At 52.3% G+C, this 241-nt stretch carries 1 rRNA gene; it reads right to left on the minus strand.

Features of this window, described 5'->3' with window-relative positions:
- Window positions 1-241, minus strand: a 16S ribosomal RNA gene (locus ACTHS4_RS12445); the annotation flags it as partial.

Consider the following 241-nt stretch of genomic DNA (forward strand, 5'->3'; position numbering starts at 1 on the left):
ATCTAATCCTGTTCGCTACCCATGCTTTCGCTCCTCAGCGTCAATACCAGCCCAGAGTGCTGCCTTCGCCATGGGTGTTCCTCCTGATATCTACGCATTTCACCGCTACACCAGGAATTCCGATTCCCTCTCCCATACTCCAGCATCGCAGTCTTCGGCGCACCCTCCCGGTTAAGCCGGGAGATTTCACACCAAACTTACGACACCACCTACATACTCTTTACACCCAATAATTCCGAAC

Origin of the sequence: Neisseria sp. P0014.S009, assembly GCF_051958155.1 — a bacterium.
Taxonomy (GTDB): domain Bacteria; phylum Pseudomonadota; class Gammaproteobacteria; order Burkholderiales; family Neisseriaceae; genus Neisseria; species Neisseria flavescens_C.